Source organism: Chryseobacterium formosum (assembly GCF_026460885.1).
GTDB lineage: Bacteria > Bacteroidota > Bacteroidia > Flavobacteriales > Weeksellaceae > Chryseobacterium > Chryseobacterium formosus.
The window spans coordinates 1-24,390 of sequence record NZ_JAOVZW010000015.1 but is presented as its reverse complement, the minus strand read 5'-3'; the positions used below and the strand labels follow the sequence as shown (position 1 = coordinate 24,390).

Annotated in this window: 22 protein-coding genes, 1 tRNA gene and 1 pseudogene; 9 read left to right on the top strand and 15 right to left on the bottom strand. The window is 31.2% G+C overall.

Going from position 1 to position 24,390, the window contains the following annotated elements:
• Positions 1-4: 4 nt before the first annotated feature.
• From OF897_RS12495 to OF897_RS12475, 5 genes are all read left to right on the top strand, one after another.
• On the top strand, positions 5-1,249 hold the full coding sequence (locus OF897_RS12495; protein WP_267266022.1) for a DUF1015 domain-containing protein: 1,245 nt from the start codon (positions 5-7) through the stop codon (positions 1,247-1,249).
• 52 nt (positions 1,250-1,301) lie between these two features.
• Positions 1,302-2,702: a M28 family peptidase gene (locus OF897_RS12490; RefSeq protein ID WP_267266021.1), complete on the top strand. Its 1,401-nt coding sequence runs from the start codon at positions 1,302-1,304 to the stop codon at positions 2,700-2,702.
• A 19-nt stretch (positions 2,703-2,721) separates the two neighbouring features.
• A complete protein-coding gene (locus tag OF897_RS12485; RefSeq protein ID WP_267266020.1) occupies positions 2,722-3,186 on the top strand; it encodes a hypothetical protein in 465 nt (154 codons plus the stop codon).
• Positions 3,187-3,271: 85 nt separating this feature from the next.
• Positions 3,272-3,736, top strand: a complete 465-nt coding sequence (locus OF897_RS12480) for a hypothetical protein (RefSeq protein WP_267266019.1) — start codon at positions 3,272-3,274, stop codon at positions 3,734-3,736.
• A 22-nt stretch (positions 3,737-3,758) separates the two neighbouring features.
• Positions 3,759-5,117 carry a M20/M25/M40 family metallo-hydrolase gene (locus OF897_RS12475; protein WP_267266018.1) on the top strand — a complete coding sequence of 453 codons (1,359 nt, stop codon included), beginning with the start codon at positions 3,759-3,761 and terminating at the stop codon, positions 5,115-5,117.
• 92 nt (positions 5,118-5,209) lie between these two features.
• On the opposite strand, the gene OF897_RS12470 is transcribed toward OF897_RS12475, so the two are convergent.
• Positions 5,210-6,376: an aspartyl protease family protein gene (locus tag OF897_RS12470; RefSeq protein ID WP_267266017.1), complete on the bottom strand. Its 1,167-nt coding sequence runs from the start codon at positions 6,374-6,376 to the stop codon at positions 5,210-5,212.
• Positions 6,377-6,537: 161 nt separating this feature from the next.
• Between OF897_RS12470 and OF897_RS12465 the strand changes: the two genes are divergently transcribed.
• The 3 genes from OF897_RS12465 to OF897_RS12455 all read left to right on the top strand — a co-directional run bounded on the left by OF897_RS12465 (position 6,538) and on the right by OF897_RS12455 (position 9,952).
• On the top strand, positions 6,538-8,241 hold the full coding sequence (locus OF897_RS12465; RefSeq protein ID WP_267266016.1) for a DUF4041 domain-containing protein: 1,704 nt from the start codon (positions 6,538-6,540) through the stop codon (positions 8,239-8,241).
• Positions 8,242-8,363: 122 nt separating this feature from the next.
• A tRNA-Ser gene (locus OF897_RS12460) sits at positions 8,364-8,448 on the top strand.
• 541 nt (positions 8,449-8,989) lie between these two features.
• Positions 8,990-9,952, top strand: coding sequence for a hypothetical protein (locus OF897_RS12455; protein WP_267266015.1), 963 nt, complete (start codon positions 8,990-8,992; stop codon positions 9,950-9,952).
• 137 nt (positions 9,953-10,089) lie between these two features.
• Here OF897_RS12455 and OF897_RS12450 read toward each other — a convergent pair whose 3' ends face one another.
• From OF897_RS12450 to OF897_RS12395, 12 genes are all read right to left on the bottom strand, one after another.
• Complete coding sequence (locus OF897_RS12450) at positions 10,090-10,794, bottom strand: recombinase family protein (RefSeq protein ID WP_267266014.1); 705 nt, start codon at positions 10,792-10,794, stop codon at positions 10,090-10,092.
• Positions 10,745-10,939, bottom strand: coding sequence for a hypothetical protein (locus tag OF897_RS12445; RefSeq protein WP_267266013.1), 195 nt, complete (start codon positions 10,937-10,939; stop codon positions 10,745-10,747). The genes OF897_RS12450 and OF897_RS12445 overlap by 50 nt, the downstream gene beginning before the upstream one ends.
• 591 nt (positions 10,940-11,530) lie before the next feature.
• Positions 11,531-12,205 (bottom strand): hypothetical protein, encoded by a 675-nt coding sequence (locus OF897_RS12440; protein WP_267266012.1) that lies wholly within the window; start codon positions 12,203-12,205, stop codon positions 11,531-11,533.
• A gap of 144 nt (positions 12,206-12,349) precedes the next feature.
• Positions 12,350-12,880 carry a hypothetical protein gene (locus OF897_RS12435; protein ID WP_267266011.1) on the bottom strand — a complete coding sequence of 177 codons (531 nt, stop codon included), beginning with the start codon at positions 12,878-12,880 and terminating at the stop codon, positions 12,350-12,352.
• A 158-nt stretch (positions 12,881-13,038) separates the two neighbouring features.
• Positions 13,039-13,509 carry an ankyrin repeat domain-containing protein gene (locus tag OF897_RS12430; protein WP_267266010.1) on the bottom strand — a complete coding sequence of 157 codons (471 nt, stop codon included), beginning with the start codon at positions 13,507-13,509 and terminating at the stop codon, positions 13,039-13,041.
• Positions 13,510-13,516: 7 nt separating this feature from the next.
• The gene (locus OF897_RS12425) at positions 13,517-15,622 is read right to left on the bottom strand and encodes an Imm49 family immunity protein (protein WP_267266009.1); all 2,106 of its coding nucleotides are present in this window, start codon (positions 15,620-15,622) and stop codon (positions 13,517-13,519) included.
• Positions 15,609-16,586: an SMI1/KNR4 family protein gene (locus OF897_RS12420; protein WP_267266008.1), complete on the bottom strand. Its 978-nt coding sequence runs from the start codon at positions 16,584-16,586 to the stop codon at positions 15,609-15,611. The genes OF897_RS12425 and OF897_RS12420 overlap by 14 nt, the downstream gene beginning before the upstream one ends.
• A 57-nt stretch (positions 16,587-16,643) precedes the next feature.
• Positions 16,644-17,147, bottom strand: a complete 504-nt coding sequence (locus OF897_RS12415) for an ankyrin repeat domain-containing protein (RefSeq protein WP_267266007.1) — start codon at positions 17,145-17,147, stop codon at positions 16,644-16,646.
• A gap of 90 nt (positions 17,148-17,237) precedes the next feature.
• Entirely contained in the window at positions 17,238-18,017 is a 780-nt protein-coding gene (locus tag OF897_RS12410) for a leucine-rich repeat domain-containing protein (RefSeq protein ID WP_267266006.1), read from the bottom strand.
• Between the two features lie 117 nt (positions 18,018-18,134).
• Positions 18,135-18,260 carry a hypothetical protein gene (locus tag OF897_RS12405; protein WP_267266005.1) on the bottom strand — a complete coding sequence of 42 codons (126 nt, stop codon included), beginning with the start codon at positions 18,258-18,260 and terminating at the stop codon, positions 18,135-18,137.
• A gap of 25 nt (positions 18,261-18,285) precedes the next feature.
• Positions 18,286-19,080, bottom strand: coding sequence for a hypothetical protein (locus tag OF897_RS12400; RefSeq protein WP_267266004.1), 795 nt, complete (start codon positions 19,078-19,080; stop codon positions 18,286-18,288).
• A 17-nt stretch (positions 19,081-19,097) separates the two neighbouring features.
• The gene (locus OF897_RS12395) at positions 19,098-19,538 is read right to left on the bottom strand and encodes a hypothetical protein (protein ID WP_267266003.1); all 441 of its coding nucleotides are present in this window, start codon (positions 19,536-19,538) and stop codon (positions 19,098-19,100) included.
• Between the two features lie 1,274 nt (positions 19,539-20,812).
• Between OF897_RS12395 and mobC the strand changes: the two are divergent.
• Positions 20,813-22,811: pseudogene (mobC, locus tag OF897_RS12390) on the top strand (conjugal transfer protein MobC).
• Between the two features lie 356 nt (positions 22,812-23,167).
• Here mobC and OF897_RS12385 read toward each other — a convergent pair.
• Both OF897_RS12385 and OF897_RS12380 read right to left on the bottom strand, forming a co-directional pair.
• Entirely contained in the window at positions 23,168-23,653 is a 486-nt protein-coding gene (locus OF897_RS12385; RefSeq protein ID WP_267266002.1) for a hypothetical protein, read from the bottom strand.
• Between the two features lie 389 nt (positions 23,654-24,042).
• Positions 24,043-24,339, bottom strand: a complete 297-nt coding sequence (locus tag OF897_RS12380; protein ID WP_267266001.1) for a hypothetical protein — start codon at positions 24,337-24,339, stop codon at positions 24,043-24,045.
• Between the last annotated feature and the right edge of the window lie 51 nt (positions 24,340-24,390).

Genomic DNA, 24,390 nt, shown 5'->3' with positions numbered 1-24,390 from the left:
ATATATGCCAGTTTTTAAACCTTTCCGTGGAATACGCCCTCACAAAGACCATGAGGCGACATTTCCTACTCATCCTTTAGATAATTTCACACAAGCTGAGATTGCTGAAAAAGCGCAAAAAGAAAAAACTTACATCAATATGATTAAACCTTATGTTGTAAGTAAATCTAAAGATGTTGACCGGAATTTAAGGAAAATCCGTACTACTTTTGAAGAGTTATTGGAAGATAAAACTTTGGTTCAGGACAGTTCGGCTTATTATCTTTATGAGCAGATTTATCCTAACAAACAAATTTTCCGTGGACTTTTGGGGCTTACATCTATTGAAGATTTTTGGGCTGGAAAAATCAAAAGACACGAAAGTACGATTCCTCAGAGAAAAGAAAAGCTGGCGCATTATCTTGACAAAGTAAATCTTCAGGCAGAACCTGTTTTGCTAACATATCCATCAAATTCTAAGATTGAATTGTTGATGAATCATGAAGAGAAAAATGTTCCGATTTTCAATCATGTTGACACCATCGGAATCAGACATAAAATCTGGAGAATTGATAATCGTCTTAAGCTACAGCAATTCAAGGAAGTAATCGATCAGATTGACTCTTTTTATATTGCAGATGGTCACCATAGAATTGGTTCTACGGCGCTTCATGCACAACGTTTAAAAGACAAAAACAAAAAGCATAACGGTACTGAAGCTTATAATTTTGTATATAGTTTTATTGTCTCCAACCAATCGATAAAAATCCACGATTACAATAGAATTTTAAGTAATATTGGAGATTTATCTACAGAAGAATTTCTTAAAAAACTGGAAACTTATTTCCTTATTCATGAGAAAGATGAAACTCCGTACTACCCTTCTCAGAAATTCCATATTTCAATGTATTTGGATGGTAAATTTTACTCTCTTCACGTAAAACATGACCTTCGTTCTCAGGAAATGTCTCTTGATAATTTAGATCATCATCTTTTAGACAAATATATAATTAAAGATATTCTTGACATTAAAGATTCAGATAGTTCTGATCAAATCACGTATGTAAAAGGAAGTTCGAATATTGAAGGAATTAAAATTTTAAAAGAAAAAATCGATAAAGGCGAAGGAAAAGTAGGTTTTGGAATTTATCCTGTAAGCTTCAATGATATGATTAAAATATCTGATTTAAAGCTAAGTATGCCTCCAAAGTGTACATTTATTGAACCAAAATTGGTTACAGCATTATTAATGTACGATATGAAGCCTTAAATATCTATTTTTTCTTTATTTTTATGCTCCGAAAAGAAAACGGTCAGTAAAAATGAAAAAAGTATTACTCATCATATTTCCACTCTTTTTGAGTGGATTTTTATTTTCTCAGAAAAAGACTCCGGCAAAAAAGCCAAGAGTAATTCCTAAATTCAATTATCACGAAGAATTTAAAAAAATCTCTGACGAAATTTTTCTTCACGGAACCGCTTATGATAACTTAGGCGAATTAACGAAAGGAATCGGACCAAGATTTAGTGCAACACCAGGTTACTCAAAAGCTACAGAATGGGCTGAAAAAAAACTCAGAGAAGCCGGCGCAGAAAATATCTGGAAACAGGAAGTAAAAGTTCCAATCTGGATCAGAGGAAAAGAATCTTTACAAATTAAAACGTCAAACGGTGATTGGAAATCTATCAAAATGCTCTCTTTCGGAAACTCTGAAGGCACAAAAGGCAAAGATTTGATTGGAGATATTCTTTTAGTAAAAGACGTTCAGGAACTGGTAAATCTAAGAGTTGCCGATGCAAAAGATAAGATAATCTTCGTTAACTATCCGATTGACCCGACTGTAATCAGTACGGTAGATTCTTATATGATTGCTGCAAAATCAAAACTTATTTCAGCATCTGTCATTGGACAAAAAGGAGCAAAAGCTTTAATTATAAGATCTTTGACTACCGCTTCAGATGATATTCCGCATGCTAAACAGGTTTATTATGAACCGGAAGATAAGGCGAGAATTCCTGCAATGACAATCGGCGTTCGTTCTGCAGATGAATTGGAAAGTTTGCTTAAAAAAACTACCGTAAAAGCTAAAATTAATATGTCTGCCGAATCAAAAGGCGAAACAATTAATCACAATATCATCGGAGAAATTCCCGGAAAAAAAGATTCAAAAGTTATCGTTCTTGGTGCACAACTCGATTCATGGGATTTTGCTGAAGGAGCGCATGACGACGGAACCGGTGTTGTACAATGTTTGGAAGTTTTAAGAACTTTTAAAGCTTTAGGTTACGACAACAATCATACGATAAGAGTTGTTCTTTACGCCAACAGTGAAAATGGCGGAATGGGGCGGGAAACTTATGCGATGAGTGTAAAAAAGAAAGAGGAAAAACATATTCTGGCTTTGGGAACAGATTCAGGAGGATATTCTCCACGAGGTTTTTCATTAGATATGTCTCCACAAAGAAGAAAGCTGATTTTTGAATGGAAAAATTATTTCTTACCGTACGGAATTTATGATTTTGACCAAACTTATGCAATTCAGGATATTGCGCCTTTAAAAAAATTAGATATTCCTTTGGCGGAAATGGTTGTCGATACCCAGAGATATTTCGATTATCATCATTCTGAAAAAGATACTTTTGACAAAGTCAATAAAAGAGAATTATTACTCGGAGCTGTTGCCATGTCACAATTTGTTTTTATGATTGATAAGAATTGGTAGAATAACTAAAATTGTAAACATGGAAATCAATCAATTAAATTTAAATTCAGAGCAAATATCAAACGAGAAAGTAAAAAACCTGTATCTACAAATACAGGAACTCATCGAAAAACTTAATCATAAAAATATTCCATCAGAAACTGTACAATTTATCAATCAGAAAATCAGTGATGTAAACGCAACAGTTTTGATAGGCTCTCAACTTCAAAAACTTCTTAAAACCACTCAGACTACCATCATCAAAAAGCTGGAAGCTGATCATAAAATTGTTCCAAAAAATTATTACAGAAACCTTTGGACTGCTTTAGGAATGTCTGCTTTTGGATTACCTTTCGGTTTATTGTTTGGTTTATTGATAGGAAATATTGGTTTAATGGCAATTGGTTTACCCATCGGTTTGGCAATTGGTGTCGGTGTAGGAACATCAATGGATAAAAAGGCATTGAAAGAAGGAAGACAAATAGATATTGAGCTGAAATTTTAGTTTTTTATAGAAAATTAGTAATAAAAACTAAGCTTTAATTCTGAAAAAAGTTAAAGATGACTCACAAATACATTTACGGTAAAACATGGAAATCAATCAATTAAACTTAAAATTTGATCAGATCAACAATCCGAAACTGAGTGACCTTTATTTTCAGATGCAGGATATTTTGAAGAGAACCAATAACAAAAAATTACCTACTGAAGCAATTCAATATATCAATCATATAGTTGAACAGATAAATTCATCAACATTAAAAGATAAACTATTATTGGATTTACTAAAAGAAAAGCAAAATTATATTGTAAAATTCCTTGAGAAAAAACACAATATTGTTCCAAAAAATCTTTACAGAAATATGTGGATTAGTCTTGGAGCATTGGTTTTTGGCTTACCTATTGGCTTTTTATTAGCTTATATATTTAATAATGCTAGATTTTTTGCATTAGGACTTCTTGCGGGAGCAGGAATAGGGACTTTGGTTGGTATTTCGATGGATAAAAAAGCTTTGAGAGAAGGAAGACAACTTAATATCGAATTAAAGTATTAGTTTTTAGTGATTCAAATTAATTATGAAAAATATTTTATCAACTGCCATTATATTTTTAAGTCTGAATTCTTTTGGACAGGCAAAAGAAGATTCCTTACAATTTAGCAGAATTTCAACAGAAATTTTAAATAAAGGAAAATCATACAACGAATTAAGAGATTTAACGAAAAATATCGGTCACAGATTAAGCGGTTCCGAAGCTTACGAAAAATCGGTAAAATGGGCTGAACAAAAGCTGAAAGAAGCAGGAGCCGATAAAGTTTGGTTACAGGAAGTGATGATTCCGGTTTGGGAAAGAGGAAAAGAATCTTTAAAAATAAAAACTCAAAACGGACAATGGAAATCTTTAAAAATGCTTTCTTTAGGAAATTCTGAAGGAACAAAAGGTAAAGATATTTCCGGAGAAATTATCATGGTAAAATCTTTGGATGAATATGAAAAACTCAGTCCCGAACAGGTAAAAGATAAAATTGTTTTCTTTAATTATACTTTTAGTCAGTCTTATGTTCAGACTTTCAAAGCATACAGTGATGCAGCGGTTTATCGTTCGACTGCAGCTTCATTAACGGCAAAAAAAGGAGGAAAGTTTGCCATCGTAAGATCACTTTCTTCTGCATTTGATGATGTTCCGCACACCGGAGCGATGCGATATAATGAAAATTCAGATAAAATTCCTGCCGTTGCGATCGGAAATACAACCGCAGATGAATTGGAAAATCTTTTAAAATCACAGAAAATTACTGCAAAACTCAATTCAAACTGTGGAATGAAAGGTGAGAGACTCTCCCACTCTGTTATTGGTGAAATTACAGGTCACAAAGACAAAAGTGTTATCGTTGTTGGCGGTCATTTAGATTCCTGGGACGTTGGTGAAGGAGCTCATGACGACGGAGCAGGAATTGTTCAAAGTATCGAAGTTTTAAGAACTTTTAAAAATTTAGGAATAAAAAATAATCACACGATCAGAGTGGTCTGTTTTGCAAATGAAGAAAACGGCGTAAAAGGCGGTCAACAATACGGAAAAATAGTAAAAGAAGCCAACGAAAAACATCTTTTTGCTTTGGAATCTGATGCAGGTGGATTTACTCCAAGAGGAATTGCCCTTGAAATGGATGAATCTAAAATTAGCCAAATTAAAAGTTGGGCGTCTTTATTTTTACCTTATGGAGCTTATGATTTTGAAGGAAGGTATTCAGGAACAGATATTTATCCTTTGAAGGATATGGGAATTCCAACAGCTGAATTGGCTCCGGATTCTCAAAGATATTTTGACATTCATCACACTGAAGAAGATACTTTTGAAAAAGTGAATCGACGAGAATTGCTTTTGGGAGCAACGATTATGACGCAGATGATTTATATGATTGATAAGAATTGGTAAAAGAAAAAGTCCTTGAATTGAGGACTTTTCTGTTTATTGGAAATTGAAAAATATTCTTTTAATTATTAAATAATGAATAGTAGATTATTTAATTAATTCAAATACTCCTTTTTATCGACCGTAAAATTCAAAATTTGATCACCTCTTTTTATTTTAACTTTTATTGATTTAAAATCTTTCTCTACTCGATTAAGTAAATATTCACAAGAAGAAATATCATTTAAATTTTCAAAACTGGTATCGTTAATGCTTAAAATTTCATCATCAATTTGAATAGGGAAATTTGTTTGCTGAAAAACCAAAACTACCTTTGCTTTAAGATTAATAAAGCGATAGGCAAATCCAAAAGACTGCATTTTTGAGGGAGTATCTATCATGCGGTGCAGATAAATTTTATTATTTTCCCAATCGATGACAAATTTAAATTTCTTTAAAAATTCATTTCCAAGAAGACTTGAATTTCCTGTCGTTACAATTTCATTTTGAAATTTATGTTGAGCCAATTCCAATTCTTTTGGTCTGAAATGATAGGAAGAAACCGGTTTTCCTGTACCAAAAGCTCCTACAGAATTTACCCCGAAAGTTTCTACGGACTTTACAGTTGTATTTTTAGAATCATACTCACTATCCGAAATCTTTATACCACCTGTAAATCCTGTATCAAAAGTAAGATTGATTTTTTTGTTTAAAATTTTAGATTCTATAATAGGTGTTTTCTGAGACAAGGAGAAAAATTTAAAAACCGTTTCATAATCTTCTATCTGAAAGTTTTTCAAATCTGCCGTTGCTTCCAATGTATTTTCAGAATAATTGATTCTCCAAAACAGTTTTGCCATTTGATTAGCACCAATAATGCCATCAATTTTCAGACATCCAAACTCGTGACCCTGCAAATCCATCACCATCGCTCCCACATTTTTGAAAATTACTTGGTCAATCGTCATTTCGGGCAGCTCAGTAAAAATCTGTTCATGCTTATTTTTCTGCGAATCTCCTACTTTACTTTTATGCTGTTTCTTAAGATTCATTTCATTATAAACAGAATGAGAAATCACCGTTGGCGCACCCGTATCGAACAAAAATTGATAAGGTTTTCCATTAATAATAACCTTTACCAATGGAATTTCATTTTCAAAAGTAAGATTAATTTTCTCTACCGGATTTTTCAATATTGCTTCTCCTTTTTCAAAAAATTTCCTTCCTTGAGCTGAAACAGTAATTGTGAAAAATATTAAAACAAAAAATAGAACTTTCTTCATGGGTTATTTTTGATAAAAATAGTGTTTTTGAAATCAAATTTTAAGAATTAAAATACATAAAATAACCATTTGTTAAACAAATTTAAAGCTCAAATACGGTTTCCCGTAAAAAAGTAAAATGCCATTTTCATATCATTGCACATCAAAAAAAACTTGTAACCATGGAAATTATTTTAATTGTGATTTTAGGCATTTTAGCCGTTTATTTTTATACTAAATCAATAAAGCTAAAGAACGAAATCAAAACCAAACATTTAAAAATCACTGAACTATCAAAAGACATTACTCAATTTCAATCTTTAATTTCAAAGTATCAGTTTGAAATCAATTCATTCAAAAACAAGCTTCAATTGGCACGAACTGAGTTTTCAAATCTTCAAATCAACAACCGTGAACTGAAAGATAAAATTGCAGAATTAAGCAAATATCAAAACATTATCGATGTAAAAATTGAGTGTGAATATTTACTAAAAAAGGCTCAAAAAGATTACGAAAGGTTAAGAGAAAAAGGAAATCAGGAGTTATCTGAAGCGCAGGAGAATGCAAAAGAATCACGCAGAATTACTAGAGAATTTACTGAAAAGAAGCAACGTGAAATTGAACTTTTATATGAAAATGCAGTGAGAGAATCGAAAAGAATCATTGAAAATGCAGAAAATAAGGCTGAAACAATCGGTGGTGATGCATATCGAAGCCTGAGAGAAGCTAATGAAATTGCAGACAGAATTCAGGCAATGAAAAATGTTATCAAAGGATATGGAAATGAATATTTAGTACCGAATTATACACTTCTAGATCAGCTTGCAGAAGATTTCAATCATAAAGAAGCGGGAGAAAATTTGAAAAAACTTCGCCTGAACAATAAGATGATGATTGTCAACAGACAAGCCGGAATTTGTGATTATATGGATGAAGAACGACAAAAAACAGCGGTAGATTTCGTGATTGATGCCTATAACGGAAAAGTTGATTCTATTTTATCGACCGTAAGAAAAGATAATTATGGAATTTTAAAACAGAAAATTGAAGATGTGTTCCAATTGGTTAATTTTAATGGAAAAGCTTTTAGAAATGCTAGAATCTCTGAAATCTATCATCAGGCAAGATTAGAAGAACTAAAATGGGCAGTTGTGGCGCAGGAATTACGAGCAATGGAACTTGAAGAACAAAGAGAAATCCGTGAACAGATTCGTGAAGAAGAGAAAGCCCGTAAAGAATTTGAAAAAGCAATGAAAGATGCTGAAAAAGAGGAACAGACTTTAAAGAGATTGATTGAAAAAGCTGAATCACAAGTTTCTAGAGCTAATGAAGAAGAGAAAGCACTTTTCCAGCAAAAATTGGAGGAGCTTCAGGGAAAGCTCGAAGCTGCAGAAGAGAAAAATCAAAGAGCGATTTCGATGGCGCAACAAACGAAAACCGGAAATGTTTATATTATTTCAAATGTTGGATCTTTTGGCGAAGATGTTTATAAAATCGGAATGACGAGGCGTCTGGAACCTTTAGATCGAGTTCGTGAGCTGGGTGATGCAAGTGTTCCGTTTGAATTTGACGTTCATGCAATGATTTATTCGGATGATGCACCTGCTTTAGAAAGACAGCTTCACAAGAAATTTCTTAAAAACCAGCTTAATAAAATCAATCCACGAAAAGAATTTTTCAGACTTGAACTCAATGATTTGAAAAATCATATCGAAAAAATCGGTATCAACTGTAAATGGACACTTCTTGCCGAAGCAAAACAATATCGTGAAACTTTGAAACTGGAAGAAGAAATGAAAACAAATAAGTCTATGGAAGCTGAATGGGAACGTTTTCAAGAGGTTACAGACCCAGTAATTTATGATGAAGTGATTGAAGAAGTCTAGTTATTGACATCTATTTTAGTCGAAATAAAACTTTTTAAAATATTTTTCTAAATTTTATTTGTCAGAATTAAAAAACGTCTTATATTTGCACCACTAAAAACAACGATACAATCGAGGTTTTTGGAGAAATGGCAGAGTGGTCGATTGCGATAGTCTTGAAAACTATTGACTGTAACAGGTCCGGGGGTTCGAATCCCTCTTTCTCCGCTGAAAGAGTCTTCATTACGAAGACTCTTTTTTTTTTCATAAATAAGAAGACCTTTGTCTTTCATTTTCAAAGCATTATGTGAAAAAACACCAAGCATAGTAGGTGTTCGATAGATACCATTTTCATAATAAAGATTGCTGTCGAACACTAAGTTTACAAACTCCCTTTTTTCTATTGTATTTGCCTTTGAATATATTTGTCTTATGTCACTTAAGGAGTTGAGATTTTTCTCTAAGAATTTATACGCTTTATTCTGATTGGTACTTAATCTCTCAATACTGCTGTTCAAAACTTTAATCTCACTGTTATATAAATTTGACCATCTTTCAAAAGTTTCCTTTGTAATTTCATTCTTAATCCATTTATCTTCTACTGAATATAAGTTTTGTTCAGCCTCTAATATTTTTTTTTGGTTTTCTTTAAGAACGAGTTGATTTTCATTTAGTTCTGAGTCAAGTGATTTTCTACATGATAATTTAATTTTTTCGATATTTTCGGTAGACAAACTCATGAGATCACAGATTTTTAAAAACTGCTCATGTGACTTTATTGCGCTTATATTATTATGCTTCGAATGTTTGCACTTATAATAATAATAATAATAATAATAATAATAATAATAATAATAATAATAATAATAATAATAATAATAATAATAATAATAATAATAATAATAATAATAATAATAATAATAATAATAATAATAATAATAATAATAATAATAATAATAATAATAATAATAATAATAATAATAATAATAATAATAATAATAATAATAATAATAATAATAATAATAATAATAATAATAATAATAATAATAATAATAATAATAATAATAATAATAATAATAATAATAATAATAATAATAATAATAATAATAATAATAATAATAATAATAATAATAATAATAATAATAATAATAATAATAATAATAATAATAATAATAATAATAATAATAATAATAATAATAATAATAATAATAATAATAATAATAATAATAATAATAATAATAATAATAATAATAATAATAATAATAATAATAATAATAATAATAATAATAATAATAATAATAATAATAATAATAATAATAATAATAATAATAATAATAATAATAATAATAATAATAATAATAATAATAATAATAATAATAATAATAATAATAATAATAATAATAATAATAATAATAATAATAATAATAATAATAATAATAATAATAATAATAATAATAATAATAATAATAATAATAATAATAATAATAATAATAATAATAATAATAATAATAATAATAATAATAATAATAATAATAATAATAATAATAATAATAATAATAATAATAATAATAATAATAATAATAATAATAATAATAATAATAATAATAATAATAATAATAATAATAATAATAATAATAATAATAATAATAATAATAATAGTATCTACCAGCTTTGCCTCGAGACGGCGCTCCTGATAAAGGCTGTCCACAATGACATTTTAATACACCTCTAAGTGGTATGTTGTCATCTATTATGGTTTTAATCTTCAAAGGGCGTTTCATTTTTTCCTGAACAATTTTCCATGTTAGCAAATTTATTATAGGTTCATGAATTCCTGGAAATAGTCCCCCAGCATACTCTTTGTATGATCTAACGTTCAACAAGCCTGCATATACGGGATTTGTTAAAAACCCTTTCCACAGCCATGTTGCCTTTTCTGTTGAAACCCATACTAATAGCATTTTCTTTTATTAGATAAAGTGGTGTACCCCCTAGATATGAATTATAGATAAAGCGAACTATTTTTGCTTCTGATTCATTGATTATTAGTTTTCTATCTTTTCTTTCACCTTGCTTTGTATAGCCGAAAGGAGCGTTTTTATATACAAAACGACCTTCTTTTGCTTTTGCAGTGTAAATTCCACCCTTTACTTTTATGCTTCTGTTAATGTTATCTTCTTCAGCTAAAAGCAATTGAAGACCTGCACGAAAAAAACTTCCGGGAGTATTATAATCGAAGGTAATACCTTCCGTAACACTAACAATTTGGATATTGTATTTTTGTTGTAAAAGTTTCACTAAGCTCATCGCTTCACCAGCATCCCGACTGAATCTATCAAGTTGGTCAACCAAAAGATAATCTACTGAGCTGTGATGTTTTGTGATGAATTCTCTTAATTTGTTAAAATCAGGACGATCAAATGTTCGTGCACTTTTACCTCTGTCAATAAATGTATCAATTAACGTTACATCATTAAATGCTAACCATTGATCTGTATACAGCTCTTGTCTTTCAATAGATCCATTACTTTGTCCCAATTGGCTGAATCTTAGATATCTTATCGCACGTTTCATAATATTCTTTTAAGGTAAGCGAAACAATTATTTTTACAATCTGTTTATTTAACAATTCTTCTTTCTCTTCTTCTCTTTTCTGTTCTAATGTTAAAATATTTTTCTCGATAATAGTGTTGTCTTTTTTATCATTATTTCTTTCCATCTCTTCATACATTTATGTTAGAAATCCATAGTAGATATCTAACATACTAAGAGAGAGGATACTTGAACTGGGTATGGCGTTATAGAGTCAATGTTAGGTATTGAATGGCTTCATCATACAAGAAAATATCTAACGTTAACTGAAGTTTTATTTCTTAGGGAATTATAGTAAGAACTTTTGCTAAGTTACTTATTATCTGAGTTTTGTACAATACTTTGTTTTAAAATCAGAAAAATGAATAGTCTACGGGTGATCATTAAGATTAGAAAAGTTTCCTTTTTTTGTTTTGAATGGAGTTTTTTTTTGACTACTATATACTTCTATTTCTTATTTAATTTTTCCTTAGAGTCAGTCTTAAAATAAAATTTTGGTGCTGTGAAAATTAAAGTATTATTTCTCTTTCAAATATTTATTCAGTGAAAAATAGTTTCGTTTATCCAGTTCATTATTGCTTTTACAGAAACAAATTCACATAATTTTCGATATCAAAATTAGATGAATTTTATATACTCGTTTCCCAATCTTCAATTTTTAGTATGAACAGTTTCTATAAAAAGTCGCACGATGCAATCTAGTGCAGTGAAAGATTTTTTATTCAAAAATAATTTCAATGTCTAATTGTTCGAATATAAAGCCTGTAAGTTTATTTTCTTCAATGGCATTCTTAACTTTTTCGTTACAGATTAAACCGATTCCAAAAGCAGGAGTCATATCAAAGTATTCATTTATTTTCAAAATTGTTGGTCTTAAACCCCAGCCAACTTCACCTTTCTCTTTTTTTTCATCGTGTAGTTTTCTAAATTTAGCTTTATAATCTTCAAAATCTTCTACAGGTATTATTTCACCTGTCTTTTCAATGATATCGTTATGTTCTATAAATGTTGATTTTTTTAAATCTATTTTACTTTTTGCTCCGTACTCATACCAAAGAAAACTGTATGGATGAGCTGTTTCTTTCCTAAAAATAGTCATTGGATGAAAATTCCCATTTATAGTAAAGGGCTTCAAAATCTGATAACATTTTTCGCTTATGAATAGACCGCTTGAGACAATAACAAAATTATTAGAAACTAAATCTGAAAGTCTCGAGTTATAGTGTAATATAAAATGATTGAGCTCCGGAACATCATCAATGGTTTTCCATTGACTTATTTTACCCCATTGTGAAGCTCTAGCTTCATGAAAAGGGATTTTTAATTCTTTTACCTGAGGATATATACCAATTATCTTTGAATCAGTTTCTTGTGTTATGCTGTAATATTTCATAAACTAATTAATTGTTAATGGATACTTTTACCCAACAGTATAAAATTCACAAACAATGAAACACCTGTAATACCTGCTTCTTCTATAGCAGCTTTAAGGCGTTCGGAAACAAGAATATTGACATTATATGGAGAACAAAATAAATCAGGCGTTTCTTTTAGTATTAGTTTTTCTGGGGTATAAAAACATTGTCCGCTCTTCTTCATTTTCTATCGTAACCATTTCATTTATTTTTAAGTCTTCAAATACCGAATGCTTAAAATCTATGATATCTGTGGGATGTATGAAATTCAGATAATTAAAATGAAATAATTCCGAATTTTCTCTTTTATTAAAATTTTCGTCGAAAGAAGAAATAAGCTTACAATCGTAAAATCGAAAATCCCTTAACGTATAATTTTCCACAAGACCCTTGAATTTTTCACTTACAAACATTCCTATCCTCCCACCGACACCCTGCATTTCCGCACTTAATACATCTGTCCGTTTAGCTATGCTTTTTAATGTAAAATTATCAAGATTGGGTGTTACTTCCGGAAATTTTCTGTAATCCAATACATCATCATAATTATTCTTTACTTTCCAATATCGTTTGGGTGGTTCCAATTGAGGCCAACAACCCACTTTTTCACTTTCTGTGACATTTTGAATACTATAATACGTTATTCTTTTCATTATTTAATATTAAAAAAAACTATTTAAAACCTTCTCTACCCTACGATACAAGTGTAGCTAACCGACATTAGATTTATTATTTTTTTTGCTACCTGATATCGCAGATTTTCTTCTAAATCTTAGGTTTAATCTTTGACGTCTGTCCTATTTTTTAAAGGTTATTTCTCCAGCGGAAATAAATGTCTTATTGACTCGTTCCTTGGCATTTCTAATAATTTATAAACTGAAACTCCGTAATTATTTTTCTGATACGGATCAGCCCCGTTTTCTAATAATAATTTTATAATGGCATCGTCATCTTTAAACATATCCACAGCAACCATTAGCGGTGTTTTGCCATATTTATTTGGAATGTTTACATCGGCTCCATTTTCAATCAAAATATTAACAACTGTAATATCTCTTTTCATAATAGCATACATTAATGGAGTAACGTCATCTAATCCCCGTGAATTAATGTCTAACGGATACTTTAAAAGTAATTTAATAATTTCAACATTAGTATCATAAATAGGATTACATGCAACATGAAGTGGTGTATTGCCAAATTCATTCTTTTGAAATAAATCAACATTTCCTTCTTTTAAAACTGCAGTCAATTGTTCTTTAATTATCATTGTAAAAATCATACTCTTTTTATTTCAAATTAATACTTCCATCCACCATAAATTGCGGAACATAATCGGACGTAATTTCCAGTTTCCAGCCTTTATCATAAGCCATAACCGCTAAAACAGTACAATCCCAAGCTAAAAAGCCTTCATTCTCTCTGCACAATGGAGTTCCGCCACGGTTCAATGCTTTTTTCTGACTCCAAACTTCTTTGTGAGCGTGAAGTGCTAATGCAAAATTGATATGAAATTCGGCTTCATTATTATCTATCAGACTTTTAAAAGCATTTAGAAATCGGCTTCTCAGATACCATCCAAATTTCTGTTTCACATCCGGTCCAAGTGAAGATTTGTATTTTTCCAAATCAGCTTTTGCCGCGTCATACAAAGAAGTATTAAAATTTCCTGTGAGATAATATTCTTTTATCAGTCTTAAAAAACAAGTCCCAAACGTATTTTTGTCCCAATCTTCTTCTCTGTATATCCAATTTTTTATTGGACTATTGGCAATGATTTTTTGCTTTTCCGCATCACGGGCAATGATTGCCCAGTACAATACATTGATGACATCAACATATTCACCGCCGGATTCTATCTTGATTTCAAAAGTTCCACTATCATCTATCGTAGCTTCTCTGGTTTCCCCTTTAAAATGAATTAAGCGACAAAACTCGCTAATACAGTTGAGTCCGTAGGTAAACCAATATTTTTGTTGGGATAATTCTGGTTTTTCCAAAACAGACATTTGCAAAAATTCTGAAAAATCTCTATAAACGTAAAATAAAAATCTAAAGATTTCTTTTGCGTCTTTTAAATTTTCAGGATATCGCTTTTGCTTCCTTATAAAATTCGAATTTATAACTTCAGGTGCGTCTATTTTATGTAAGTAAATATGTTTGTCATCTTTTACCTTTTTTACCGATACTTTAGGTTTTGGCAGTTTGTGCTTTTTATAAGCTGTCAGTGCATTTTCAATAATTATTACATTGTTGCCATCTAAAGGTTTTAATGGAGATAATTGCAAAAAGTGAAAATTCTTTCTGTCGAAAAACAGTAAATTGCCTTGGCTTGTATGTCCAATTAATCGAAATGCTACCAGCGATTTTGTAGCTCCTTCCAATATAATTTTATCTAAACAAGCACCATCAAATCCAAATAAATAAATTGTATTTTCTCCTTTGAAATAAATGATTTGTTCCTGATGATTCACGGCAAAATGAAATTCTTCCAACTTACTCAGCTTGAGATTTTTCGGCTCAATGTCCTGCAATTGCCCTTCCACTACTCCATCAATGTTCAATAACAAAAAACAAGTATCAGCACTCAAACGTTTAAATCTATCATACACAGGTACTAGTAACAACGATTCGGTAAGCGGATAAGTATTACCAATCCACGGATCGAAAAAGACCATTTTTTTATTATTGATCTCGATTGCAGCAATTAAATTATCTCCAAAAGTATCATCACGATAAATGGTTGTATCATTTTTAAGTTCAATTCCCGGGAAATCCGTTGTGTACATTGCACTTGGTCTTTTATTCAATGCTGCCAACAGTTTCAAACGGGGACGTTGTCTTGCATCATCAAAAGGTGCATCCGAAATCACGATAAAGTCTCCACGTCTTTTACCCTCAATTGACCCAAAACCCATTTCACTGTCTACTAAAGCAACCAATTTATTGGATTGTGGCAATAACGTTGCATTGCAATACAAATTTTTAGCGGCTGCTTCCTGCTTTTGCGGAAAAAGAGCGTTTGCATCTCCATGTAAATTGACAACAGTTGTAGTGTACGAAGCCGGATCTATGTTTCCATCTTCGTCAATAATAAAACAACGATTGGCATCGCCTGAAATAATGATCTGTCCTGAAGCACTTTCGCTCAGTGCAAACTCACGTGATTCATTGAAATGTCTGAATCCGTTTAAAACCTCTTTTACCGGAATTTCCTTTTCAAAAACAAAATCATTTGAATATTTAAACAGATATAATTCTGCAAAATGAGACATCAATAACAGATGACTGCCATCTCTGTGGGCTAAGAACGCAATACAATTTACAAGTGTGAGTGGTTTTCCTGCAAATTTTTCGTCTGTGAAGAAAGGAAGTATTATTTTATTCTGCATCATTATTCTGTAATTTTCCGTTGATTAAATCGATGACTTCCTGCATTTCAGGAACACCATTTTCCAACGTGCGTTGTGCTACCTTTAATGCTGTCCATCCATAATCATCTTCTAAGGCTACGTCCGCTCCATAATGAATAAGCAGTTTTGCTATTTCTATTTGAGGCATTGGCTGATTTACTGCCGATCCCAATAATGTATTTTTATCTTCTCTTGCTTTTTCATCCGAATAATCAGGATCTGCACCGGCATCAAGTAGTATTTTGGCAAAAATTACAGCTGAATCTGTACGGTTCCAGAGCACCTGTTCCATCACTTTCCCCATATTTGCCCCTTTATGTAATAATGCTTCTAAGACAGAAATATCGTTTCCGAACTGGGCAACCCGTTCCAAAGCTGTCTGTGAAGAAATATCTAATTTTTCATTTACATCCCAACCACTATTAATCAGAGCCAATTGTTTTTGACTATTTTCTCTTCCAAAAAGAGTTAAGAGATCATCTTCATTTTCTATTATTTCTTCTTCATAAAGATTATCCATAAAATCCTTCAGGTTTTTTGCTATCTTATAAATGTTTTTCTCCCAAGGTTTTTCATTTTCACTTACTTCACCTTCGTGATACCAGAAAAATATTTGTCCAAATTTTTTCTCATTTTGTCCCATTAAAATAATATTACCAGCCACATCAGAAGCAATGGCAAAATAATGCGCAGGAAAACGTTTTCTTTTGGTATATGTGGCTTGAATATAATCTAAACCGCCCAATCCTTCGTGAATACCAAAGAACTCATGAAATCCAAATTCACCTCTCATTTTGGGAACCTTAAATGTGTTTTTATCACCGGTACCGCCACCATTATTATTCAGTAAAAATGTCTTGTATGGGTCTGGAATCGGGATATTTTTATTTTCCCATTCAGTTATTGTTTCAATGGAAAGTTGAGGATGTGTGGATGTTATTGTCATTGTTATCTTAATGTATTTATTTGAAACCACTTCATTTTTTTATACTTATTTATACCGCTATTTTTCAAAACCTCTTTTCACACTTTCAAAGTATTCAACAAACTCATTTGCATTGATTTCTTTTACTGCATCATAGATACTTTTCCCTGCAGCTATTTCTTCAAACGGATTTGCACCTGCGCTCACTAATAACTTAGCAGCTTCCAAACTACCTGGTATAACGGTTTTCCATAAAGCTGTAGCATTATTGTACTTGTTTTTACGACGAACATCAGCCCCATGTTCCAACAAAAGTTGTATCATTTCAAGATCATTTCCTTCTGCTGCCCACATGAGTGGAGTGAAGGTATCTGGTTTTATTTCGCTCAAATCGGGATTTGCTCCATTTTTTAATAAAAATTTAGCGACTTCAATATTGTTGTACGAAACAGCGTACCCCAAAGCGGTTCTTCCATCCATAAACATACTGAGGTCTTCTAATTGCTGTAATTCCTGAATAGCATCTATTGTATTACCTGATGTAATTTGTGATTTCAGTTTTCGTTGATTTTCGATGTCCATTTTTTTAAAGATCATTAGTTTTTTTTACAATCTACAAAATAATTTAATTGCTTTTTGTATGTTATTTTTAAAACAGTTCTATTCCGTTTCTCAGACTCGCATACCTGCAACTCTTTTTTGCAGTTCTGTCCTTTGCTCCGGAGTAAAGGGATTTTTTTCTGCACTGATAGAGTGCCACGACCTTTCTAACAACGCTTCGGGTAAGGAAGAGAGATTATTGCCATTAAGATGTAGCTGCTCGATTCTATATCTTCCTTCTCCTAATGTCCCTAATGTTTCCAGCTCATTGTTGTTGAGGTATATGTCTTCAAATACTACTTTATGCAAGGTTTTGGGTAAAGTTTTCAGACGATTGTTGCTGATATTAAAATAGACCACATTTTCTTTCAGGTTTCCGATAGAGTCCGGTAAACAGGTCAGTTGATTGTTGTACAAACTGAGCACCTGAATGTAAGACATTTCGCCAAACAATTCCGGTAGCTGGGTGAGCTTATTACCCGAAGCGTCAAAACTTACTACTTTTTTCAGAAAACAAATGCTATCGGGAAGGTTTATCAGCTGGTTATTATCCAATTTAATGTAGTTAAGCGCCGTCAAATTACCGATCGTCTCCGGCAGATGTGTCAACTGATTATTTGATAACCATAACATATCCACTTTGGTTAATTTACCAATGGAATCCGGAAGATGTGTCAATTGATTATGTTTCAGCGACAGCACTTCCAATTTGGTTAAGTTACCAATGGAATCAGGCAGGCTTGTAAGCTCGTTATTATCCAAGTACAGAAAGATTAGATTTTTAAATTCCCCAATGCTTTCAGGAAGTTCTTTTAAGCCCAGACCTCTCAGATCAAGCCTACTATGCTTCAAGGGATTTTTTAGCGCTTTTTCATAGGATATTGGCTTTTTTTGAAAAACTGAAGAATTCTTTTCAAAAGACTTTTTTTAGAAGATCTTTTTAAAAGTTCTTCTATTGTCATGTCATCGTTATATTTCATTTTTTAGTTTTTTTGTGCTCCAAATTTGCACTATTCCTTCTTCATTTACAGGAATTTCTATTTCATTTCCATCTATGTCTATTGCATTGGCAAAATAATGGGTTAAATTCATCATTAAATATATTTTCGGTTTTAGCTATTTATTCATATCTGTTAAAAATATGAGAAAAAGGAATTTTCGGGTATTGCTCCAGCCATTTTGCATCTGTCATGGTAACCGATATTTCATAAGCTGGCCATTTTTCAAAACAATACAGATTCATTATTTCTTCATTGCTCAATTTGTACAAGTCCGGATATGGTACATCCCTAATTTTTTCTATCCTTGAACTCACAATAAACTGTTCGGCTATCTCTTTGTGGCTAAGATAAATACTTATAGTCCTGTCAATATTTTTTTCTTTTATCAGGGCATTCATTTTCTCACACAAAGGTCCTTCTCCTTTGTATTCATCACCAAAAAAGTACTCGAATGGTTTCAGCAAAAATTCTAATGCGCTCATTTTTGATGTTAAAGCTATGCGGTCATCATCCTCGCTCAAAGTCATTACTTTGAAAGAAATAGTATCATCATTGATTACTGTTTCATAAACAGTAGGACGACTCCAACGCAAAAGAGACTCCGGAGAGCGAGGATAACCATTCTTTTTTCTTGTATTCAAAATCATTTGGTTCATTTCCCCATCAATATGTGATGATCCCATACTTCCATTACCACAACTTATAATTCCCCAGTCCGTATAACGTTTTAACAGAACACCAAACGATTCTGCGGTGCTCACAAGAGCTCCTTCCCATTTTTTTAAATTCTCGTCAGACAAATCTTTGATAACGATATCTGAAGCTTTATAATATTTCTCACCAAGCGCGGGAAACCATATAATATCTTTTTCACTTCTAAGCAAATCCGATATAATGTATTTCCAAACGGGCATTAAACCTTCTTTCGAAATCACTTCTGAATCAGAAGAAATAGAAAAAGGTTCTTTTTCAACTGAAATCTGGGTTCGCAGATAATATAATCATCTGTCGGGTCACACGCAGCTGAATCCCAATGATTAATATCTTTTAGATGTTCTAACCATGCAGGATGTGTTACCGTAATGTCCAGAACCCCATTTTTCCATCCTTTTTTATTTGGTTTACCCATTTTCAGATCTACCGAATCAATAAAAGCATAGGCGTTTTCTTTCATCCACACTTCATCAAGGGTATCATCAAAATCAACTTCCTTTTTTATAGGAGAATTGTTGTCTACATTATGATAAAGTAACATTAACGCAAATCCTGGCGAATCATTAATGTAATTGCTATCGGGATGAATAACCTGAACACTAATTTGAATTTTTGATTCTTGGCGTTGTATAGCACTAACTTTGTAGAGTGATGACATTGTAACTGTTTTTAAGTATTAAATAAATTTCTAGTCTATAATAACTTTTCGGATTACGTTCAAACTAATTTACCATAGCATTATTCTTCAATCCTTTTGTATCATAAAAAAGGTATTCCACTATATTTTCATTCGCTATTTTTAATTTTCCCGGATAATAATTTCCTCAAAGATCTGAATTGATTTTTTTAGTGAGTATTAAATCTCAATTATAAACAAAATATTCCCAAAGCTTGTTTTCATTTTGTAAAAGCACTACAATATTACCAATGATAAATGCTACTATTTCTACCCATTCGATATAATCAAATAATTTAATTTTTAATATCATAATTAGTATTTGTTTTTCGTCAAATTCAATTTTTTAAGATAAGCCTCTGGGTTAAAAAAACGGAGCCATTTGAGGAATCTGTATAGAATCCATTATGCTGTACCCAATCAAGATCTACATAATTACCTTTGAAAATTCTCTTTTGAATTTAAAATCAAGGGGGGTATAATATTGGCTAATTCTTTTTTTTGATAGTTGTTATAATAGCTTAAAAATTGAACTGCCGTGCTCGCTTTTTGTCCAGATATTGCAATAGAACTTATCACTACAAATAAGAGGCATAAGTATGATTTGATTTTCATGGTTTTTTATTAGTTAAATCTTCAACTTTAGAGATATTAAAAAGAGTATTTCCTTTAATAAAGAATTTATATTGTCTTTATTTTTCTCCATTATAAAAATTGGAATTCATCACGAAAACGGGAATAAATCATATAAATTAGAATTAGCTTAGAAATAAATTTTTGTTTAAATATAAATATTTTCTCATATATATGAGAAATATTTGGTTAAGATGAAACGAATATTGAGACTTGCATACTTTTTCTTAAAAACTCTAATCAATGTTATGGTTTGATAATCATTTAGAAAAAATTAAAATTGTACAAGGGGGAAATTTCAGTTTCAGTAAAAGACATATCTCAACAAGCATAGGAATGAAAGTACAAGCTTAAAAATTTACCTCTTCAAGAAATCTCAGCAGCCTTGCCATCTATTGTAATTTGTAGATAAGATCAGGACAACTACTTTTTCTCTAATCTTGTTCTTGCCATTTATAAAATAAAGGGATGATGTTTCGAATATTTTATTTACGATCTACTAAAACTTGATGAACCTGAATATTTACCCTGCAGAAAAAGATAATAGGAGCCAATAAACGACGATTTTAAAAAGTTCAACTGTACAAGATTACTTTCGACCTTAATAATTTAAAATAGAAATTATGCAGGGAGAAGATGATTTGAGAGGATTAGCTAAAATTATGGGATTCATGAGAGCAGTAAGTATTATACTGGTCATAATGCATTTTTATTGGTTTTGTTATACCTTCTTTTTAGAGCATGGATGGATTTTAGAGATTGTTAATACGATATTATCGAATTTTCAGAAAACAGCAGGATTGTTTTCTCATCCGTTATACACTAAAATCTTTGCAGTAGTTCTTTTGGCATTAAGCTGCTGGGGAACGAAAGGTGTCAAAAATGAAAAAATTACATGGAAAAAGATAAATATTACTTTACTAATTGGCGTATTACTTTTCTTTTTTAACGGTTTAATACTAAATTCCTATTTCAAATATTCTATTTATTTCTACTTAATAACCATATCTTGTGGTTACATCAGCTTAATGATGTCTGGTGTTTGGATCAGCCGTCTTTTAAGAACTAATCTGATGGAAGATGTTTTCAATAATGAAAACGAGAGTTCAACAAGAGATAAAACTAATGCAGAATGAATATTCAGTAAACCTTCCTACAAAATTTTATTATAAAGGTCAATGGAATGATGGATGGATTAATGTTGTAAATCCTTTTCGAGCGACTATTGTCTTAGGCACACTTGGTTCCGGCAAGTCTTATGCAATTATCAATAATTACATAAAGCAACATATTGAAAAAGGCTTCTCAATGTACATCTATGATTTCAAGTTTGATGATCTATCAACGATAGCATATAACCATTTACTTAAACATACAGACAAATACAAAGTAAAACCAAAATTTTATGTTATCAATTTCGATGACCCCAGCAAAAGCCATCGTTGCAATCTTTTAACCCCCGATTTCATGACGGATATTTCTGATGCTTATGAAGCAGCCTACACCATCATGCTAAATCTCAACAGAAGCTGGATTCAGAAGCAAGGTGATTTTTTCGTTGAGAGTCCAATTATATTATTGGCTGCTATTATTTGGTTTTTAAAGATTTACGACAATGGAAAATATTGTACATTTCCACACGCTATTGAACTTTTAAACAAAAAATACGCTGATGTATTTACTATTTTAACGACCTATCCTGATTTAGAAAATTACCTCTCTCCTTTTATGGATGCATGGCAAGGAGGTGCACAAGATCAACTGCAGGGTCAGATTGCTTCTGCGAAAATTCCTTTATCAAGGATGATTTCTCCACAACTTTATTGGGTGATGACAGGAGATGATTTCACATTGGATATTAATAATCCAAAAGAACCCAAAATACTTTGCGTGGGAAACAATCCGGATCGACAAAACATTTATTCTGCCGCATTGGGTTTATACAACTCCAGAATTGTAAAACTCATTAATAAAAGAGGGCGGTTAAAAAGTTCAGTTATTATTGATGAGTTGGCAACCATTTATTTTTGGGGACTAGACAATCTTATTGCTACAGCCAGAAGTAATAAGGTCGCTGTTTGTTTAGGATTTCAAGATTATTCACAACTAATTCGTGATTACGGAGATAAAGAGAGCAAGGTCATTCAAAACACGGTAGGAAATATTTTCAGTGGACAGGTTGTTGGAGAAACTGCCAAAAATCTTTCTGAAAGATTTGGGAAAGTACTTCAAAAACGACAAAGCTTAAGCATTAATAGAAACGATACTTCCACCTCTATCTCAACACAGTTAGACAGTTTAATACCAGCTTCTAAAATTTCTACCCTAACACAGGGAATGTTTGTAGGAGCTGTTTCAGACAATTTTGATGAGCGCATTGAACAGAAAATTTTCCACTCAGAAATCGTTGTAGATAATGAAAGAGTAGCTTCAGAAACAAAATCATATCAGAAAATCCCCCAGATAATGAATTTTGAAAATGAGTTTGGAAAAAATACGATGAAAAAAGAAATACATGCAAATTACCAGAAAATCAAGTCAGACATTTTATCTATTGTAAAAAAGGAAATAGAACGAATTGAAAATGATCCTGACCTAAAGCATCTTATTCAGCAAGACTAAAAAAATAAAACTTTGAAAGGAAAATCTGCTATAAAAACATGAAAAACGGAAGTTTTAAGATTTTTCTCACCTCCATCCAAATATGAGATCTCATAAGAAATGCAATTATTCTATTGTTTTAAATTCGGCAGTTACCAACATGGAAGCTCCACTAAAATGGTCAGGATGAATCCAGTACATTTCAGATTTCAATATTTCTGGAGGTGTATAGCCAACCATACATTATTCTACCAAAAACTGAGTCCATGCATCGCAGAAGTTTCCAACATTAATAGCTTTGGAATAAAACCCAACTACCACACGAGAGGATTCGTGCGGCAGCGAGGGGAAAATCTTTTGTAAAGTTCATAATTTTTTTAATTTAAAGAAATATGTAAAACCTTACTTGTAAAAGCATTTCCACATTCATGACATTTAATGATTTTATTTTCGTCATTAATCATTTTCAACTTTATGTCTCCCAGTTTAAAATTTTTAGGATATATTAATACTGGATCAACTGATAAGGCACCTCTATATATTTTTCCACATTGGAGACATTTTAAATTATTCAAAAAATACGTCTTAATTGATCTTTCAAAATCTATATCGTAAAATGTATTGTTTTTAACTTTAAGATCTATATCACGAATATCAATATTGTCAATCCAAAAAAGATAGTCTAGCATAAACATACCCTTTTTATAATATTTAGTAAAAACCGGGCGACATATTTTCATGAGCTCATTAGGATATATATATTTCTTAGCATCATTTGACACCAATATGCTATCATTAATTTTATAGTTAAAATTATCCCAATAAGTAAATTCTGTATTTTCTGTTTCAATTATTTTAATCATATAGTACTATTTTAGCTTTAATCATATGGAAAATAAAAACTTCTGCCTCGCCGCCAAAGGTCTGCTTTTTTAGTTTACTAATACTTACTTTATCTTTAGTTTTCCCAAAATTTGATATTACCGACTCATCACTAGAAAATGAAATCTTGCAGCAGCACTCATAATATATCCCGTTTCTTGAGCAATTTGATTTTCCTAAGAATTATCTGTAGCCCTATAAATTTCTTGTGCTTTTACAACAAATTCAATCAAATCCGTCGCACGATTTCCACCAATAGAAAAATCCCTTCTAGCTTCCATGCTACTGTAAGCCATTACCCTAAAAGCCCTATCCCAATAATTTTCTCCTTTGTGATAACCCGGATTAGATTGCCATGCTCAATAACCCGCTATCCGTTTTTACTTAATTCTTGTCTAATTATAATTAACCATTTAAGTGCCTCATCAGAATTTTTAAAATACCGATTTACTTCATCCCCAACTTCTTCCCAATAATTATCAATATTATCCATTAGTTCATTAATATCTACTAATAACCCCTGTATTTTCTGGTAATTATTATTTGATAAATGCTCCAAAACATATTCTGATACAATATCCTCATCGGTTAATTGTTCAAAATCAGCATCAGGAAAATAACCTCCAAAAAACTGAAACAAGTTGGGAAAATCTTTTGTAAAATTCATTTTAATTATTAAACCTGTTTAAACTTATTTAGATAAAAAAGTTCCGAGAAA